14 protein-coding genes are annotated in these 14743 nt (G+C 60.9%); 8 read left to right on the plus strand and 6 right to left on the minus strand.

Annotation, left to right across the window (positions count from 1 at the left end; all coding sequences use genetic code 11):
* Positions 1–285: 285 nt before the first annotated feature.
* From NW844_RS07570 to cobU, 3 genes are read right to left on the minus strand one after another with little or no spacing between them, the layout of a single operon-like run.
* Positions 286–819 carry a hypothetical protein gene (locus tag NW844_RS07570; protein WP_414334780.1) on the minus strand — a complete coding sequence of 178 codons (534 nt, stop codon included), beginning with the start codon at positions 817–819 and terminating at the stop codon, positions 286–288.
* Positions 816–1310 (minus strand): CRR6 family NdhI maturation factor, encoded by a 495-nt coding sequence (locus NW844_RS07575; RefSeq protein WP_414334781.1) that lies wholly within the window; start codon positions 1308–1310, stop codon positions 816–818. Before NW844_RS07575 ends, NW844_RS07570 begins: the two co-directional genes overlap by 4 nt.
* Positions 1311–1354: 44 nt before the next feature.
* On the minus strand, positions 1355–1912 hold the full coding sequence (gene cobU / locus NW844_RS07580; protein ID WP_414334782.1) for a bifunctional adenosylcobinamide kinase/adenosylcobinamide-phosphate guanylyltransferase: 558 nt from the start codon (positions 1910–1912) through the stop codon (positions 1355–1357).
* A 515-nt stretch (positions 1913–2427) separates the two neighbouring features.
* On the opposite strand from cobU, the gene NW844_RS07585 reads away from it, so the two are divergent.
* From NW844_RS07585 to NW844_RS07600, 4 genes are all read left to right on the plus strand, one after another.
* A complete protein-coding gene (locus NW844_RS07585) occupies positions 2428–3888 on the plus strand; it encodes a hypothetical protein (RefSeq protein ID WP_414334783.1) in 1461 nt (486 codons plus the stop codon).
* Positions 3888–6317, plus strand: a complete 2430-nt coding sequence (gene priA / locus NW844_RS07590) for a primosomal protein N' (protein ID WP_414334784.1) — start codon at positions 3888–3890, stop codon at positions 6315–6317. Before NW844_RS07585 ends, priA begins: the two co-directional genes overlap by 1 nt.
* A 96-nt stretch (positions 6318–6413) precedes the next feature.
* The gene (locus NW844_RS07595; RefSeq protein ID WP_414334785.1) at positions 6414–6785 is read left to right on the plus strand and encodes a YtxH domain-containing protein; all 372 of its coding nucleotides are present in this window, start codon (positions 6414–6416) and stop codon (positions 6783–6785) included.
* Positions 6782–7321 carry a hypothetical protein gene (locus tag NW844_RS07600; RefSeq protein ID WP_414334786.1) on the plus strand — a complete coding sequence of 180 codons (540 nt, stop codon included), beginning with the start codon at positions 6782–6784 and terminating at the stop codon, positions 7319–7321. Before NW844_RS07595 ends, NW844_RS07600 begins: the two co-directional genes overlap by 4 nt.
* Positions 7322–7324: 3 nt before the next feature.
* On the opposite strand, the gene metG is transcribed toward NW844_RS07600, so the two are convergent.
* Positions 7325–8875: a methionine--tRNA ligase gene (metG, locus tag NW844_RS07605; protein ID WP_414334787.1), complete on the minus strand. Its 1551-nt coding sequence runs from the start codon at positions 8873–8875 to the stop codon at positions 7325–7327.
* 71 nt (positions 8876–8946) lie between these two features.
* On the opposite strand from metG, the gene NW844_RS07610 reads away from it, so the two are divergent.
* A complete protein-coding gene (locus NW844_RS07610; RefSeq protein WP_414334788.1) occupies positions 8947–10812 on the plus strand; it encodes an FAD-dependent oxidoreductase in 1866 nt (621 codons plus the stop codon).
* Positions 10813–10849: 37 nt separating this feature from the next.
* Complete coding sequence (locus NW844_RS07615) at positions 10850–11167, plus strand: hypothetical protein (protein WP_414334789.1); 318 nt, start codon at positions 10850–10852, stop codon at positions 11165–11167.
* Positions 11168–11609: 442 nt separating this feature from the next.
* Here the strand turns inward: NW844_RS07615 and NW844_RS07620 are convergent, their stop codons facing one another.
* On the minus strand, positions 11610–11978 hold the full coding sequence (locus NW844_RS07620; protein WP_414334790.1) for a hypothetical protein: 369 nt from the start codon (positions 11976–11978) through the stop codon (positions 11610–11612).
* 438 nt (positions 11979–12416) lie between these two features.
* Here NW844_RS07620 and NW844_RS07625 point away from each other — a divergent pair, with 438 nt between their 5' ends.
* A complete protein-coding gene (locus NW844_RS07625; protein WP_414334791.1) occupies positions 12417–13136 on the plus strand; it encodes a response regulator transcription factor in 720 nt (239 codons plus the stop codon).
* Positions 13137–13164: 28 nt separating this feature from the next.
* Here the strand turns inward: NW844_RS07625 and NW844_RS07630 are convergent, their stop codons facing one another.
* Positions 13165–14043, minus strand: a complete 879-nt coding sequence (locus NW844_RS07630) for an ABC transporter ATP-binding protein (RefSeq protein WP_414334792.1) — start codon at positions 14041–14043, stop codon at positions 13165–13167.
* A gap of 401 nt (positions 14044–14444) precedes the next feature.
* On the opposite strand from NW844_RS07630, the gene NW844_RS07635 reads away from it, so the two are divergent.
* Positions 14445–14723, plus strand: coding sequence for a hypothetical protein (locus NW844_RS07635; RefSeq protein WP_414334793.1), 279 nt, complete (start codon positions 14445–14447; stop codon positions 14721–14723).
* Positions 14724–14743 lie beyond the last annotated feature (20 nt).

The raw sequence follows: 14743 nt of genomic DNA on the forward strand, positions 1-14743 counted from the left end.
CTTCCCGCTGGATTTGGCGGCGGTGGAAGTGGCGCCGGCCATCCGTGGCTAATCCTGCTTGCCTAGCTGACTAGTACTCTCTCTTCTCCCCCTGGCATCTGCTGGGGGGTTTTTTGCTCTCTACATAAAGTTTTGCAAAGCTTCGCGCTGCCACTACCCTCACCCCCAGCCCCTCTCCCATCCCTCACCCCCAGCCCCTCTCCCTGAGGGAGAGGGGAGTTAGGGATAGCGCTCCACAACAAGGGCTTGGCGGGCGAGCCTCAGGCTCCTGTCATGGGAAGGAGATCAACGAACGTAGCCCAGTTGCTCCAGGAAATCGGTGTCCCAAAGGATCTGCCCATCCAGAGTCATTCTCCCCAGCACCGGTATTCCGACTTGAGCCTCCAGGTGTGGGATCAAAGTTGCATCCAGCTCTTCCAAAGCTTGGGGATCCTCGGTTTCGGGCAGGGATCCGACCAGCACCCACCCCAAGCTGCGGGCCTTGGCTTGGCGCATCAGGGCGGCAAAGACGGTTGCTTGGCTCAGGGCGGCCTTCCGTTGCAGCGTTAAGAGCAAGCTGAACCCCCACGCATGGGCCAGATCCGCCCAGGTTTGGCCTGGCCCCAGGGGATCGGCGACACTGCCCGGCAGAACCAGTAGGGGATCTTTTTCTCCTGCCCACTCGCAGATTTGTTGCCAGAGGGCCTTGAGCTGAGCTTCCGAAGGGTTGGAATCCACCCTGAGCCGGCCCCAAGGGTTTTGGGTCACCTCTTTCCAGGCGCTGGCCACTGCTGCGGCTCCGGGGATCGCCGGCCAAGTATCGGCCACCATCACCCTCATGATTCTGGATCCCCCGCCTCAGACTCCCAGAGAGTGAGAAACTCCGGCTGAACCTCGAAGCCAAACACCAAAGCCATATCCCGCAGCATCGAGAGGGATCCCAGTTTCTGCTGCTTGAACCAACGCATCAACACAAAGATCTTCTGATAGACAAAGATTTCCAGTGCTTCTGGGTTGTAAACAATGCCCTCGCGAGGGTTGAATTGATGAGGCACCAACATGGCTGCGTAGCGGGCCAGCTCTCCTTGGCGCCAGTTGAGGAAGTAGGGCATCCAGGGGCAGACCGTATCCCAACGGATAAACCACAGGCGCACCTCCGGGATCTCCGACAGCTCGCGCGGATCGTCGGGGCTGCGCGGCCAATCGATGGCGCATTGCACCTGTTGGGCAGCCCGGACGGGATCCGCCATCAGGGTTTTCATTAATTCGTGGCCAGGGGTGAGATCCAGAGATTGGATGGCCTTGGCAGGAAGGTAGAAGGTAATCGGCACGACGACACGGCTATCTGATATCTGACTTGCAAATGCAGCTTATCTCAGCTCTGCCCCACCTCGCCTGCCACCGGGATCCCCCAGCGGGTGAGATCGAGGGCAAAGCCTGCGGTTACCAAAAACACCTGGTCGGCCAGAGGAGCCAGCTTTTGGGTGAGCTCCCCCATCCGATCCCGAAAGCGGCGTCCCAACGGATAGGCGGGCACCACCCCCCAGCCCACCTCTTCTGACACCAGGATGATCTCCCCCCTGTGGACTGGCAAGGTTGCCAAGAAGGATTGCACCAAGGGATCCCATTCTGCAGCGGGACAGTCTAGGCCCTGCGCCACCCACCCCCCCAGCGAATCCACCAGAGCACAACAGGGCTGGGGCAGCTTTTGCAGGTCGGCCCCCAGGTCGGGCCCGGTTTCCCAGGTTTGCCAAGTGGGGGGACGCCGTTGCCGATGCCGCTGAACCCGTTCGGCCCACTCCGGGTCGGCCTCAGGGTCGGGTTTGGGCCCGGTGGCCAGATAGATGACCGGCAGGCCGGAAGCAGCCGCCAGGTTCTCCGCCAGCCGACTTTTGCCGCAGCGGGCAGGGCCACAGATGAGCACAATCGGCATTGGGCATGAGGATGGAAGTCCATTGTTAGATTAGCTTAGCGGTTGGTCGCCCCTATCCCCTTCAGCTTCATTCCTGGAAACCCCTGCGCGGAGCTTGGGCACATTCTACTTAGGTTGACGTTTTAGAAGAAGCCCAAGCTGTCCTGCGTAGCACTTCGCGATGGGAGTGTGGCACAATGGTGCAGCCGCAGGGTGGGTGTTGTGGGTGATCCAAGGGGGCAATCGTGGCCGGTTCTCGGAGCAGCAGCGGGTCAGAGTCCCCATTCCGTCGGGCTCGCGCCCCACGACCGAAAAAAAGTCAGCCGAGCGCTTCTGCCCAGTCCCAGTTTCGGGATTCTGGAACTGCACAAGAAAGAATGCGTCCAAGCCAGTCTGATGGCACTTCGTCTGGCGCAGAGCGGGATCGGCAAGAGATCTCGCAAGTTCAATCTTCTGGCTTGAACCCGCCCAAAAATCTCTCTATACTGCAGGGAACTTTATCATTCACCCCAACTGCTGCATCTCCCCTTCAACCTATGCGTGCTCCCTCCTCAGGCGACTCGGATCCCATCCTTCCAGAGGCTCAAGCAGGCAGGTCGGCCAAGGATTCCGTCCGAGGAGCGCGAACGGAATCGGATCCCGACCCAGAGCGCCATTTGGCCCAGCGACAGCAACTGGAGAACCGTCTGCTCAAAGCCGAAGCCGAGCTCCAAGAGCGGCGAATCCTTCAGGAGAAACTGCAGGCCGAGGTTCAGGCTCTGCGCAGTCAACTGGCTCAGGCGGAATTGCAGTCCCGCCGGCAGCAACAGCAGATAGAGCTTTTGCAACTGAAAGCCCAACCCTCTGCAGATGCTGGCCTTGAGGCAGAATGTTGCGCTTTGCGCCAGAAGGTGGCCGAACAGGAGAAGGCGCTGCAGGAGCGGGAGCGCGTCCTGCAACAGTTGCAGCAGACTTTGGCGGAGCAGAAGGTCCAGATCTCGGAGCAGGAAGCTCAGCTTGCCGCTCGACAACGTTTAAATGACCGGCAGCGGCAGGATATCGAGGCTTTACAAGAGCAGATCGAGCAGCTCCGCCTGGCCCACGCGCAGGAGCGCCGTCAATGGGAACACCGTCAGCAGGAGCTGCAAGCTTCTCTTCTGGAAGCCCAAGATGTGGCAGAAAAGCGGGTGGAAATGCTGCAACGCTTTAAGGCGGAGCTTTGTCTGGCCCGCACCCAAATTGCCGAAGCTCAGGCGGAGCTGAGCAGCCTACGGGCTCTGTACAGCGACCAACAGGCCGCCTGGCAAGAGCAACGGGAGCATCTCGAGGCCCGTTTGGCCGGCTATGCCGAGACAGAAGCGGAAGCCGAGCAGCGCTGGCGGGAACAACGGCAGGAGCTGGAAGCAGCCCTGGCCGAAGCCCAGGCTCAGCTGGCCGCTTTGCAAGCTCAGCAGGAACATCTGCATCAGGGATCCCAGGAGCAGCAACGGCTGCAACAGCAATGGCAAGCTCAGGCCGAGGCGCTGCAAGCGGCTCTCTCCCAAGCCCAGGCAGAAATTGCCCATTGGCAGCAAGAACACCGCCATCTCCAGGAACGGTACGCCCAAGCCCAGCAGCATCTCTCCACCCTGGAGCAGCAGTTGCAGGCTGCCTTGGAACAGTTGGCCGCCCAGCCTGACCGGCAGCCAGAATTGCGCTCTGCCCAGAGTGCCATCGCCCATCTGCAGAAGCAAGCGGAAACTTTGGCAGAGCAGTTGAAGGTCTTACAAGCAGAACGAGCTGCTCTCTGGGAAGAAAACCGATCCCTCAAAGACAAGTACGAGCAGCAGCAGATGCATGTGCTGAGCTTGAAGGCGGCGTTGGAGCGCAAGGGCCTGGATGTCCCGCCTCGTGCCGATACCTCCAGACCTGCTGGCGCGAGCGATCAAGCTCTGTCTCCCAAGCCCCCAATTCAGCCCCTGCCGGCTCGGGCAAGCAAGCGGGCGGTCGATCTGCCCAGGTTCTTGCCCCGTCCGTGATGCAGCCTCTTCCCCCCCGCTGGCTGGAAGTGTGGGTGGATCATCCCCATTTGGGCGGTTGCTTTACCTATCGCGTGCCAGAGGGATCCACCCCAGAGGCCGGCGACCTGCTCAGTGTGCCCTTTGGTCAACAGATCGCAGGGGGGGTGGCTTTGGGCTGGCGCTCGGAGCTGCCGGCAGGAGTGGATCCGCAATCGGTGCGGGAGATCGAGGCGGTGGTGGCCAAAGGGATCCTGCCCAAGGAATTCTGGCCCTTGCTGCAGCGGGTGGCCGACTACTACCTTACCCCTCTGGCCCAGGTGGTGCGCACGGTTCTGCCCCCTGGTTTGCTCAGCCGTTCTCAGCGGCGTATCCGCCTGGTGCGATGCCCGGAAGCGGTGGGGGGATGTTCGCCGGCTGCCCAAACCCTGCTGGAGCTGCTGCAGGCCAAAGGGGGAGAGCTGTCTTGGCGCTACATCCAACAGCAGATGCCCGGCGCCGAGCTGGCCCTGCGGGAACTGCAGCGACGGGGTTGGGTGGAGAGCTTTTGGCAGGAGCAGCAGGGGGGTAGGATGAAAACCCAACTGGCTGCCAGTCTGGCCGACGACTCCTCGGAGGGGCTGAGCTTGCCCCAGCAGAAGGCGCTGCAGATCCTCAAGCAAAAAGGGGGGGAGCTGCTGCTCACCGAGTGGGAGCGCTTGGCAGGAGTGAGCCGAGCGGTGTTGCAGGGGCTGGCCCGCAAAGGCCGTGTCCACCTCTACGAGCGACCGCTGCTGCGGCTGGCAGATGCCCACTTGCCGGGGTGGCGGGATCTGCCCAAGCCCCTGACGGCAGCCCAGGCCGAGGCGGTGGAGGCGATCCGACAAGCCTTGGGTCGGCCCCGGCGGTTTCTCCTGCACGGGGTCACCGGTTCTGGCAAGACGGAAGTGTACCTGCAGGTGATCGCCCAGGTGCTGCAACAAGGGCGGTCGGCGCTGGTGCTGGTGCCGGAGATCGGCCTTACCCCACAACTGATGGATCGCTTGCGGGCGCGGCTGGGATCCCAGGTGTGGGCCTACCACAGCGGCCTCTCGGAGGGGGAGCGCTACGACACCTGGCGACAGATGTTGACCGCCACTCCCCAAGTGGTGATTGGCACCCGCTCGGCGGTGTTTGCCCCCTTAGCCAACCTCGGCCTCATCGTTTTGGACGAGGAGCACGACGACAGCTTCAAGCAGGATCAGCCCCAGCCCTGCTACCACGCCCGTCAGGTGGCCGAGTGGCGGGCCGAGCTGGCCAACTGTCCCTTGGTCTTGGGCAGTGCCACACCGGCGGTGGAAACCTACGCCGCCCATCTCCAGGATCCGCAGCGGTGGATCCGGCTGACCCTACCGCAGCGCATTCCCCAAGCTGGGATCCCGACCACCCTGCCCCAACTGGAGCTGGTGGATATGCGCCAGGAGCTCCAGGCCGGCAACCGCAGCATCCTCAGCCGCCGTCTGCACCAGGCCCTGCAGCAGACGCTGGAGCGGGGGGAACAGGCCATCCTCTTCGTTCCCCGCCGCGGCTACAGCACCTTTGTCCTCTGCCGCGGCTGCGGCTTTGTCCTCACCTGCGCCCATTGCGACGTCTCCCTCACCTTTCACCTGGAGGGCCGGCAAGAGCTGCGCTGCCACTACTGCGGCGCCCGCCAGCCCCATCCGCAGCGCTGCCCCGCCTGTGGATCCGCCTACCTGAAGCACTTCGGCACCGGCACGCAAAAAGTAGTGGAAGTGCTGCACCAGCATTGGCCACAGCTAGAGATTCTGCGCTACGACAGCGACGCCACCCGCCGCAAGGGATCCCACCGGGAGCTGCTGGAGCAGTTTCGCAGCGGCAAGGCCCAGGTGCTGGTGGGCACCCAGATGCTCACCAAAGGGCTGGACATTCCCCAGGTGACGCTGGTGGGGGTGATGGCTGCCGACGGCCTGTTGCACCAGCCCGACTACCGCGCCGGCGAGCGCACCTTTCAACTGCTCACCCAAGTGGCGGGCCGCTCAGGCCGGGGATCCCTGCCGGGGCAGGCGATCATCCAGACCTATCTGCCGGAGCACCCGATTTTGCGGGCCGTGCTGGCCCACGACTACGAGGGGTTTTTGCGGGCCGAGCTACAGCAACGGCAAGAGGGGGGCTATCCTCCCTATCGAGCCTTGATCTTGATCCGCTTGAGCAGCACTCGCCTGGAGGCTCTGGAGCGCTACTGCCATCAGGTGGCCGAACGTCTGCAGGGGATCCCGGCAGAGGTGCTGGGGCCGGGGCCGGCCCAGGTGGAGCGGGTTGCCGGACGCTACCGCTGGCAGATCCTGTTAAAGCAGCTTCCCAATCAAGCTTGGGATCGCTCCCAGCTCGCTGCACAGATTCACACCGCGATTGGCCATCCCCCCCAAGGGATCCGCGTCAGCTTGGATGTGGATCCCCTGCGGATTCTCTAGGGGCGGCCAGCAGAAGCAGAAAGCCCGTCGATCCGCAGAGATCTTGAGGTAGTCTGGTTTCGGGGCCACCCGTATCCAACTCAACTCTGGCAAAGCATGGCGGAGAACCGAACCGGCGCGTTTATTGGTGGGCTGTTGCTGGGAACGGCAGTGGGCACGGCTATTGGCCTGCTCTTAGCTCCCCGCAGCGGACGGGAGACGCGGCGACTCTTGAAAAAATCGGCAGAGGCGCTGCCGGAGGTGGCAGAAGACGTGACCAGCAGCCTGCAATACCAATCGGAAAAGCTGCTTGACTCTGCTCAAAAAAGTCTGGACGAAGCACTGCTACGACTGCAGCAGGCGGTGGCGGTGGGCAAAGAGGCCATGCTGCAAAAACGACAAGAACTGAGCCAAGCCCAAAACCGCAGCGCCTGGGCCAGGGAAGAAGCAAACTTAGAAGCCCAAGATCGACAGGAAGAAGCGCGATGACCGAGCCGGTATTTTGGTTGGGCCTCTCGGTAGGTCTGGTGGCAGTGGGCATTTTGGCGGTGATCCTGACCCTGCTGCCTGCCGTCATTCAATTGGGTCGAGCCGCCCAGAGCGTGGAACGCTTTTTCGACACGCTGCTGCGGGAATTGCCCCCTACGCTGGAGGCTTTGCGTCTGACCAGCTTGGAAGTGAGCGAGATCGCCGACAGCCTCGACGAAGGGGTCAAGGGGGCCGGACAGGTGGTGAAGCAGGTGAACCGCTCCCTGGAAGGGGCCCGCAACCAAGCCCGCGGCGCTCAGGTCAATGTCCGCAGCCTTTGGGCAGGGGTACGGGCGGCCTGGCAGGCGCTGTCCAGCGAGACTCCCCCCACCGCCATGCGTAACCCTCAGTTGCGCTCAGGCCAAGCTGGTCGGCCTTTTTCTGCTGCTGCGCCAAGCATTCCCTTGGGAGATATGCGCTCTTTTGCCAGCAAAGCAACGCCAGAGGGATCCCCCCCCAATGCGCAGCCTTCCCGACCCGATGCCACCAACCCGTGAGAGCTATCTGAGAATCCTCTGGAAGACGGGCACAGGAGGTTGGGGCTCTTGCCCGGCGGGAAGCCGGCCCCAACTGGCGTCTGGATCCCAGCGCAATTGGGTAACATCCTGCAAAGGAAACCCCATCTGCTGCAGGATCTTGAGGCTGAGGCTAGGAATAATGGGCGAAAGGGCTACCGCCACCCAGCGCACGCTTTCCAAAACGGCGTAGAGGATCTGGGCCACCTGTTCGCTTTGCCCCTGCTTGTGCAGCGTCCAGGGAGCCTGCTCGTCAAGGTATTTGTTGCTGGCTTGGGCCAAGCTAAGGGCTTTGCGGGCAGCGGAGCTGGGATCCAGCCGCTCGTAGGCATCGGCCACCGCCGGGGCTAGGCGCTCGACCAGGGTTTTGAGGGGGTGATCCGCTGCGATCTGCACCGGGGGAATGCGGTAGTCGGGCTGGTATTTTTTGAGCATATTGAGGGTGCGGTTGAGCAGATTCCCCAGGTCGTTGGCGAGGTCAGCATTGAGAACCTCGATGAAGCGGCCCTCGCTAAAGTCGCCATCCTTGCCCAGCTCAATTTCGGTCAAGAAATAGTAGCGCACGGCATCGGCGCCGTAGCGTTGCACCAGCTCAAAGGGATCCAGCGTGTTCCCCAGGCTTTTGCCCATCTTGAGGCCATCTTTGGTGAGAAAGCCGTGGCCAAAGATTTGTTTAGGCAGCGGCAGCCCTGCCGACATGAGCATGGCCGGCCAGTAGATGGCATGAAAACGGACGATGTCCTTACCCACTAGATGCACATCGGCAGGCCAGTAGCGGCGCAGGGCGTTCTCCAGGGTGGGCTCGTCGTGAGGATCCAAGGCGGCGCTGAGGTAGTTAATGAGGGCATCAAACCAAACGTAAAGGGTTTGGCTGGGATCCGCCGGGAAGGGGATCCCCCAGGAGACGCTGGGGCGAGAGATGGAAAAGTCCCGCAGGCCCTGCTTGACAAAGTTCATGACCTCATTGCGGCGGCTTTCCGGTTGAATGAACTCCGGGTGCTCCGCATAGAGGGCTTCCAGTTTTTCCTGGTAGCGAGAGAGGCGAAAAAAGTAGTTTTCTTCGTCTTTCCACTCCACTTTCTTGTTGGGGTGAAGGGGGCAAAACCCACCTTCTAGGAGCTCTGACTCGTCCTTGAACTCCTCGCAGGCAACGCAGTACCAGCCCTGCTGCCGGCCAACGAAAATATCTCCCCGATCCCAAACCCGCTGAAAAAACTCCCGCACAATGGCCTTGTGGCGAGGGTCAGTGGTGCGGATAAAGCGGTCGTAGCGGATATCCAGCAACCGCCAAAGCTCTACAAACTGGGCGGCAATCTCGTCACAGTGCTGCTGCGGCGGAAGGCCGCGCTCTTCAGCGGTGCGCTGGATCTTCTGGCCGTGCTCGTCAGTTCCCGTTACCATCAGCACATCCTTGCCCCGCAGGCGGTGGTAACGGGCGATGGCATCCGCCGCCATGGTGGTGTAGGCGCTGCCGATGTGGGGGGCAGCGTTGACGTAGTAGATGGGTGTGGTGATGACGAAGGTGGAATCCGGCATGAGCAGTTGCAGCGCTTTCCCCCATGATAAAAGTTGCCGGAAAGTCCGGCAGGCCGAGTTACGGGGCAGGGATGAAGCTGGCATTCAACCTAAAGGGATGGGGCTGCGGTGCCCTGGGGGCCGGGATCTTGGGCGCCGGGGCGGCTCTGGCCCAGCCTCTGCCGGAAACCCGCATCCCTTGCGAGATCCTCATCGCTGGGGGCGGGCTGGGGGGGGTGGCGGCGGCCTACGATGCCCTGCGCTTGGGGCGACAGGTGTGCATGACCGAAATGACCGACTGGATTGGCGGCCAGGTGAGCGCCCAGGGGGTCTCGGCTTTGGATGAGCGGCCCCTGCAGCGGGAAAACGAGATCTTTCCCCAGGGCTATAGAGAGTTTCGCCGCCGGGTGCGGGAAAAGTACGGCGGTGATCCCAATCCCGGCAAGTGCTGGGTGAGTGTGCTCTGCTTCTCGCCCCAGGTGGGCCACCAGGTCATCCGAGAGATGTTGGATCCCTACCTGCAGTCGGGGCAGTTGCGGCTGTTTACCGAGACGGTGGTCAAGGACGTGGAGATTGAGAACTACCAAATCCGCAGTGTGCAGGCCATCCGCAATATTCCCAAACACGCCGGCGTCCAGCCGGAGAATCGGGGGGATCTCTCCACCTACTTGCTGGATTTTTACCGCCTAGAGCCCACCGCAGACTGGGACAAAGAGATCCTGCGCTTTGAGCCGCCGCCGCAGCGGCAGGGCAAAACCCTACCTTGGGTAGTAATCGATGCTACCGAAACCGGCGAGCTGTTGCCCCTGGCGCGAGTGCCCTACCGCCTTGGCACGGATGGGGAAAGCCGCTGGGAGCCCAGCTCCAAGCCCTACAGGGATCCCTACTGCACCCAGGGGTTTACCTACACCTTTGTTGTCGAGCGCTCCGCTGTGCCCCAGGTGCCCATTAAGCCCGAGTTCTACGACGACCCGCTGCACGGCCCCTACTACAGCTTTGAACAGCCGCGCTTTAACTTTGCCCTGGTCTTCACCTACCGCCGCATCCGGGGACAGGTATTTGGCTTTGGGGAAGAGGCCATCCGGGTGGGGGATCAATCCCTGCAGAACTGGACCTGGGGCAACGACTGGCGCATCACCGGGCCAGACAAGAACCTCATCCTCACCCACGAGCAACTGCAAGCCCATCTGGATCCCGGCGGCTGGATGGGGGGCTTGCGGGTAGAGGCGCTGCGGCGGGCCGAGCAACATGCTAAAGGCTTCTTCTACTGGCTGGTGGCGGGGCGGACGGATTTTCTCCTGCAGCAGGCGGATCCTGACTTTCAAAAGGACTTTTACCTGCGCTATCGCTACCTCAAAGGGCCCGCTAGCCCCCTGGGAACTGCCAGCGGCCTCTCCAAGTACCCCTACATCCGCGAGTCGCGGCGCATCCTCGGTCGGCCCAGCCTTGCCTACCCGGAGGGGTTCACCATCTACGAGTCGGATATCACCACGCGGGAATCGGAGCTAAACCGCGGGCGCCCCTTCATCTTCTACGATTCGGTGGGGGTGGGGCAGTACCCTATTGATTTTCACGAGTGCCTGCTGCCGGATTTTTCGCTGCCCCCCAGCCACAACCAAGATGCCCAAGCCCCTACCTACCCCTACCAGATCCCGCTGCGGGCCCTGATCCCCCAGCGCATTGACAATCTTCTAGCTGGCAGCAAGAACATCGCCACCAGCCGCATTGCCAGCGCCTCTTACCGGGTGCATCCTGTGGAATGGGCCATTGGCACGGCAGCGGGTCATACGGCCCACTTTGCCCTGGAGCGGGATCTGATCCCGGCGGAGATCCTGCGGGAGCCGCTGCTGGACTTGCGGTTGTTGCCCGCTCTCCAAGCCCAGATCCAGAGCTTGGGCAATCCCATTCAATTTCCCGGCACCACCATTACTGCCACCGACTGGGCCCAATCCCGCTAGCCTAGAAAGGCAGGGTTGGGAGCTGGCCATGGAGGCTATGGGGGTTGAATTTGGGGGACTGGAGGCGATCCGCCCTTCGTTGTGGGCGGCCACAGCCCTCTGGAGCCTGGGGTTGATGTGGGGGTTGTCGCCACTGCACCGCCGCCTGCAGGAGGGTTGGGAAAAGCAGTTGTCCTGGGATCCCAGTGGGGCTCTGGCCTCTCTGCTCAGCGTCATCCCTTTCCTGTTGGCAGCAGCGGTGGTGGTGGCTTTCACCGAGATCTCGTTGGGCAAAAGCTGGGCCGTCTCCTGGGGCCTTATTGCCTGTGTTGGCGGTGGCCTCTACGAGCTGGGCCGGCGGGACAACGCCCGCTGACCCAAGCGCTCCGCACCGGCCCTCACCCCCAACAGTATGGACAATGCTAAGCGCTAGAGCAATTTAACTTTTGAGGGGCTCGGGGAGCTCTAAGTCCCGCGCCCTAGCTGAAAGGTGAGCATCGGGATACAGGGGCTCCCCTCGTCTGGCGATTCCCTATGCTGCCAGCGATGGATGAGCTAGACAAATAAACCTTGTCTTGCAAGGCTTTACTGCACTGCTATTCGGATGTGGTGTTATTGGGAGAGTTGGGAAGTACTGCAGGACAACTGGGAAAGAGAAACACTCTGCGCAGTCGGTCTGTCGGGGGGAAACTCCAGACCGGTAGCGAAATCTATCTTTGGGAATGACCGGAAAAGCTCAACAGAGATGTTGGGAAGCCGGCACTGTACCGCCTGGGATCGGTGACGGGAGCATGTCAACCCCTACTCATTACCCCCACTCAATTGGTAAACTTGTTTTGCCAGTCAGTTGTCAAAATCTCTCGACCAAACACCCATCCGGCCAAGATTAGAGGCAGGGCCAAGCCCAGGAAGCCGAAAAAACTAATCACCTGGGCTATTTGCCGCTGCGCTTTTTTCTGTTTCGGATCTCGGAGGTTGTTGGCAGCTACCGTTAGCTTCGAGCAAAAGGCCACCACCACTGCACCTACCGGCCCCAGAACCAAAGAGGGCCACAGCCAATCTGCCACTTGCGAGAACGCATAGGCTCCGGTGAAGGGGATGATGACAAAACAAGCCAGCTCCAGGATCCCCCAGGTGAAGAGGGCCAACTGGACATCTTTGCGGAAAACTTCATCGGGATTGTACATAGGTCTCCAGGATGAACTGCTACGATATCACGCTAAGGCATAACCTTCGAGATGGGAAAACAAAGTGCTAAGGCTTCTAGGTTAACTCCAGGTGTAAGGATCTGCCTGGCGGATCCTCTTCCCCTTCCATCTAGGCAACCCTAATGCCCAAGATCCTTGAATAAACCCCCGTTAAGGAGAGAAAGACGGCCTCAGCAAGGATAAACTCCCCCATGTGACCCTATTCACAAAGACCTGAAATAATCTTAAGTAGTTAGTGAGTCGTTTGTGTTTGCTGCCCTTTCCTGCCGAGTTAGGGCGTCTCTTTTCCCTTTTTGGCTGGCAAGCTGGGAGCATGGTGTATCTGCGCAATCGCCGCCCATGAGCTGCCGAAGGGATCCCGATATACCAACACTCTGTACCCTTGACTCTTGCTGTCTTCGAGAGTGTCGAGCCGCCATGCCCCGCATCCTCATCATCGATGATGATCCCAGCATTTGCACTCTGCTGCAGCGGTACTTGCAGCGGCAGGGTTACTCAGTGGAGGTGGCGATGACGGGGGCCGAGGGCCTACAGCAGTTGCGCGCTTTTCAGCCGAGCTTGGTGATTTTGGATCTGAACTTGCCGGATGTGAGCGGCTACGACCTTTGCCAGCAGATGCAAGAAGAGACCGGCGTGTATGTGTTGATGTTAACCAGCCGAGTGAATCCTGCCGACAAGCTGCAAGGATTTCAGTTGGGGGCAGATGACTACCTGACCAAGCCCTTCAGCCTGCCGGAGCTCCTGGCACGGGTGCAGGCCATCCTACGGCGACAACGAACGAAGACCGGAATGGCCGGCGCACCGGTCTTGACCTTTGCCTCTTTGGTAATCGACCCGGAAACCCGAGAAGTCACCCGTGACCGGCGCCCAATTAACCTAACAGCTTTGGAGTTTGACTTGCTCTACACCATGGCCCGACACCCAGGGCGGGTCTGGCGACGGTCTGAGCTGATTCAAGAGGTGTGGGATTTTAACCACGAGGGAGATGAACGGGTGGTCGATGTCCACATCGGCCAAATTCGCAAGAAGCTGGAAACCGATACCAGCCAACCGGAACTGATCCGCACCGTGCGCGGCGTTGGCTACAAGTTCGAGCCTCCCACTCCCAAAGAGGGATGGGGAGAGGAAAAACCGTAACCTCCCTCTTTCAAAGGGAGAGAGCGCGCTAATCGAGGCGACGGCCTGTCAGACGCACAAAAATGTCTTCTAAGTTGGCAGGGCGCACCATCAGGCCGGTCTTGTCGGGTTCGGCTTCCAACTGCCGCTGGGCTTCCGCCAGGCTGGGGAAAAAGGTGTAGCTCACCTCCTGGCCAGGGCGGGAGCGCACCAGCAGAGCTTCCCCGTACTTCGCCCGCAACTGGTCGGTGCTGCCCAACTCGATCAACTTCCCGCCGTCCATGATGCCGATGCGGTCGCACAGCTCCTCGGCCTCTTCCATGTAGTGGGTAGTAATCAGCAAGGTCATCCCCTGCCGATTCAGATCCCGCAGGATCTCCCACAACAGCCGCCGCGCCTGGGGATCCAACCCAACGGTCGGCTCGTCCAAAAACAAAATTTGCGGCCGGTGCAACAGCGCCCTGGCCACTTGCAAGCGCCGCTTCATGCCGCCGGAGAGGGTCTTCACCTTGTCCTGCCGGCGGTCGGCCAGCTTCACGTACTCCAGCCACTCGTCGATGCGCCGCTGCCGCTCCGGGTTGGGGATGTGGTGCATGCGCCCATGGAACTCCAGATTTTCCCAAACCGTCAGCTCTGCCTCCAGGGTGATGGGCTGCAACACCACCCCAATCTGCCGCCGCACCGCCAAGGGATCCCGCACCACGTCATACCCTCCCACCCGGATGGATCCCTGGCTGGGGCGGGTGAGGCTGGTGAGCATGCGGATGGTGGTGGATTTGCCGGCGCCGTTGGGCCCCAGCAGGGCAAACACCTCCCCCTGCGGGATCCGCAGGCTCAGGTCCTGCACGGCCACCTGCTGCCCAAAGCGCTTCCACACCCCCTGCATTTCCACTGCTGCCGGCTGGGTCTGGGGCAGGGCCGGGGCCATCGAAAGAGCGGTTACAGTTGGCTCCATCTGCGGGTGTAAAGAAATCTTTCTCCTTTAGCATACGCCAAAACAGGTTTCTGGGCGGGATCCCTGGCCTTGGCGGCTATCCCTTTTCGCTTTTTCAACTTCTCTGTGGCTATGATCTCGCTCACCATCGCTTTCCCGTCAGTATTGTAGAATGACAAGTTTTTTACAGAAGTAAACTTATGAGACCAAGCTATGAAAAAAACCATACTTAGCACAGTAAATTGCGCTGAATAGCTCAGGTATCGGCACAGCTGATGGGTAACAATAAAAACGCAAGGTGGGCAGGCGCGGCTGTCGAACCCCAACTCCTCTTCAGTAAAGTTCCTCTCTCTCGATTCAAAACACACCGATAGCGTTCACCCACGGATATCCAGATGCAAAACAAAGACCGACTTGACCAAATTGACTTCCGCCTCGATCGCCTGGTGGGTGCGGTGCTGACTTTGGCTGAAGCCGTCAATCTCATCAAAGACGACCTGTCTCATTTGAAGGATATTGTCCAGCGACAGGTGCAGGTGACCCAAGAGCAAACTGCCTGGCTGGGGGAGTTGAAGGCCGTTTGCCAGCAGCAGGCGGAGACGGCTCGCTGCCAAGCGGAAACGGTGGAGCGCCTCATCGCTCACCTTTTGCCGGCCCAGGATCGCAAGTCCTAAGGGATCCCCAAAAGGCGTGC

Source organism: Synechococcus sp. H55.2 (assembly GCF_047462495.1).
Lineage (GTDB): Bacteria > Cyanobacteriota > Cyanobacteriia > Thermostichales > Thermostichaceae > Thermostichus.

Excerpts from the sequence above, each read along its gene's own strand:
- NW844_RS07570 (WP_414334780.1), bottom strand. The coding sequence starts at position 819 with ATGAGGGTGATGGTGGCCGATACTTGGCCGGCGATCCCCGGAGCCGCA.
- cobU (WP_414334782.1), bottom strand. The coding sequence starts at position 1,912 with ATGCCGATTGTGCTCATCTGTGGCCCTGCCCGCTGCGGCAAAAGTCGG.
- NW844_RS07585 (WP_414334783.1), top strand. The coding sequence starts at position 2,428 with ATGCGTGCTCCCTCCTCAGGCGACTCGGATCCCATCCTTCCAGAGGCT.
- priA (WP_414334784.1), top strand. The coding sequence starts at position 3,888 with ATGCAGCCTCTTCCCCCCCGCTGGCTGGAAGTGTGGGTGGATCATCCC.
- NW844_RS07595 (WP_414334785.1), top strand. The coding sequence starts at position 6,414 with ATGGCGGAGAACCGAACCGGCGCGTTTATTGGTGGGCTGTTGCTGGGA.
- NW844_RS07600 (WP_414334786.1), top strand. The coding sequence starts at position 6,782 with ATGACCGAGCCGGTATTTTGGTTGGGCCTCTCGGTAGGTCTGGTGGCA.
- metG (WP_414334787.1), bottom strand. The coding sequence starts at position 8,875 with ATGCCGGATTCCACCTTCGTCATCACCACACCCATCTACTACGTCAAC.
- NW844_RS07610 (WP_414334788.1), top strand. The coding sequence starts at position 8,947 with ATGAAGCTGGCATTCAACCTAAAGGGATGGGGCTGCGGTGCCCTGGGG.
- NW844_RS07615 (WP_414334789.1), top strand. The coding sequence starts at position 10,850 with ATGGGGGTTGAATTTGGGGGACTGGAGGCGATCCGCCCTTCGTTGTGG.
- NW844_RS07620 (WP_414334790.1), bottom strand. The coding sequence starts at position 11,978 with ATGTACAATCCCGATGAAGTTTTCCGCAAAGATGTCCAGTTGGCCCTC.
- NW844_RS07625 (WP_414334791.1), top strand. The coding sequence starts at position 12,417 with ATGCCCCGCATCCTCATCATCGATGATGATCCCAGCATTTGCACTCTG.
- NW844_RS07630 (WP_414334792.1), bottom strand. The coding sequence starts at position 14,043 with ATGGCCCCGGCCCTGCCCCAGACCCAGCCGGCAGCAGTGGAAATGCAG.
- NW844_RS07635 (WP_414334793.1), top strand. The coding sequence starts at position 14,445 with ATGCAAAACAAAGACCGACTTGACCAAATTGACTTCCGCCTCGATCGC.